Origin of the sequence: Kitasatospora nipponensis (assembly GCF_039528135.1) — a bacterium.
Lineage (GTDB): Bacteria > Actinomycetota > Actinomycetes > Streptomycetales > Streptomycetaceae > Kitasatospora > Kitasatospora nipponensis.
Map to the genome: position 1 here is coordinate 1 of NZ_BAAALF010000392.1, position 2,280 is coordinate 2,280.

General features: G+C 73.7%; 1 protein-coding gene. It reads right to left on the bottom strand.

Annotation, left to right across the window (positions count from 1 at the left end; genetic code table 11):
* The coding region (locus tag ABD323_RS40510) for a sensor histidine kinase (protein ID WP_344447118.1) at positions 1 to 1,459 on the bottom strand (1,459 nt) is incomplete at its 3' end.
* Positions 1,460 to 2,280 lie beyond the last annotated feature (821 nt).

Consider the following 2,280-nt stretch of genomic DNA (forward strand, 5'->3'; position numbering starts at 1 on the left):
ACCCGGCGTCCGAGGCGGCGCCGCCCCGGGGTCCCGCGTCCTGCGAGTCCGCACCGCCCACCGCGAACCGCCCGTCCGGCTGCGGCGGTAGCGCCGCCCCCGCCGCGTGCTCCGCCGCCGTGCGCGCCTGCTGCGCGTCGGCCGCGGCGGTGCGCTCGGCGCGGCGCTGGTCGTCCAGGTCCGCGGTGCTGGTGCCGTCCTGGTGCAGCGCCTCGCGCGGCAGCACCACCATCGCGGTGACGCCGCCGCCCTGCGCGTTCTCCCGCAGCTGGACCCGGATGCCGTGCCGGCGGGCGAGCCGGGCCACCACGAACAGGCCCATGCTGCGCCCGGTCAGCGCGCCGGAGAGCAGCGCGTCGCGGCGCTCCTCGCCGCTCTCGACCGGCCCGGAGAGCTGGTCGTTGAGCGCGCGCAGCCGGTCGGCCGGCAGGCCGATGCCGCGGTCGGTGACCGAGACCATCACCTCGCCGTTGTCCAGCAGCCAGCCGCCGACCTCGACCTGGTCCTGCGGCGGCGAGAACGCGGTGGCGTTCTCCAGCAGTTCGGCGAGCAGGTGGCTGGTGTCGTCGGCGACCGCGCCGGTGAGCCGGGCGGTGGCCAGGAAGCCGAGCTTGACCCGCTCGTAACGCTCGATCTCGGAGACCGCGGCGCGCACCACGTCCAGCAGGGTCACCGTCTTGCGGCTGCGCTGGCTGTTCTCCAGGCCGGCCAGCAGCAGCATGTTCTCGCTGTTGCGCCGCATCCGGGTGGCCAGGTGGTCGAGCCGGAAGAGGCTCTCCAGCTGGGCCGGGTCGCCCTCGCGGCCCTCCAGCGCCTCGATCTGCACGAGTTGGCGCTCGACCAGGGTCAGCGTGCGCATCGCCAGGTTCACGAAGGTGGCGTCCACGCTGCCCTGCAGCTCGTCGCGCTCGCGCACCAGGTCGTCCCGCTCGGCCAGCAGCGTCCCGGCCTCGCCGAGCACCTGCCGCAGCCGTTCGGCGGTGTCATCGTGCACGGCGGCCGCCTCGGTCCACTGGCGCGCCAGGTCCTGCTGCCCGCGCTGGAGTTCCTCGCGCTCCTGGAGCAGCAGCCGGCGCTCGGCGGCGAGCGCGTGCACCTGGCCGGCCTGGGCGTCCCGGTCGGCGGCCAGCGCCGTGCGCTCCTCCAGCAGCCCCGCACGCTCGTCGAGCAGCGCGGAGAGGTTGCGGGTGGCCAGGTCGCGGGCCTTCTCCAGCGGACGGGCGGTGAGCCGTCGAACCGTCACCGCGGTGCCGCCCAGCACGATCACGGCCGCGGCCGCGCCGACGGTGAGGAGTTCCGAGCCGTTGTGGCCGCTCGAGGAGACACCGCAGCCGCACAGGGCGCTGAGGGCCGGCAGGCTGATCAGGGTGCCGACGAGCCGGCGCGGGAGCCGCCCGCCCGCCGCGGGCTCACGGCGGCGCGGCCGCGCGGGTTTCCGGCGCTCGATTCTCGTACCCAACGGTCGCAACGGTGCTCTCAATCTCGTCATGCCTCAACTGCCCAGGCCGTGTCCAGGCCTGACAGTCCCTCTCAGGAAGACGGCCGCACCCCGTTCCGCCGCTGACACCCGCAAGAGTGAAGCGCAGAACACACCCGAGAACAAGATCAACTATTTCGGCCGGTACGGCGGTTGCCCCGGCCGTCACTCCGGTCACCCAAGGTTTCCGCAGGTCACAGATGCATCACTGGAGGACGGTGGAAAACCTCGGGCAACCACAATGTGATGGAGATCTCACTCGCCCCGCGGGAGTGGTCATTCCCGGACCGGGGAGCCGCCACCCGCCGCCCCCGACCTGCGCAGCTCCCCACCGAATCGGCTCTGCCGCACGGCAGTCGAACCGCACTGGAGCCGCCCGTCCAAGCCCCGCGAGGACACCGGAACGGGGTACGAAATATCGCCGGCAAAGCATTTCCCGAAGGCGCGGCGAACCTTAAGCGGAGATTACGGGTTCCTTAGGAAAGCCCGCCGAGCGCGCGACCGCGAACCGGCCGCCGGGCGGCCGTCGGCACCCCACGGAGGGGTGCGTGCCGCCGACGGCACCCGGGGCCCACTTGACCTGGGGCATGCCCACGTCAGCACGGCCCGCGGGCAGTTCGTGCCGAAAGCTGCCCGTGCGGGTCGGCCCCGGCGATTCACCGGGGCCGACCCGCGCGGACGGACTGTCACCGCGCGGTCTCGGTGCGCCTGGGGCCTGTCCGGTCGATCCTGTCGGATCAGCGTGCGGCGTTGGGCGCCCTCCTTGCCCTCGACGGGCAGGAGGGGCCCCTGGCTGGGCGTGC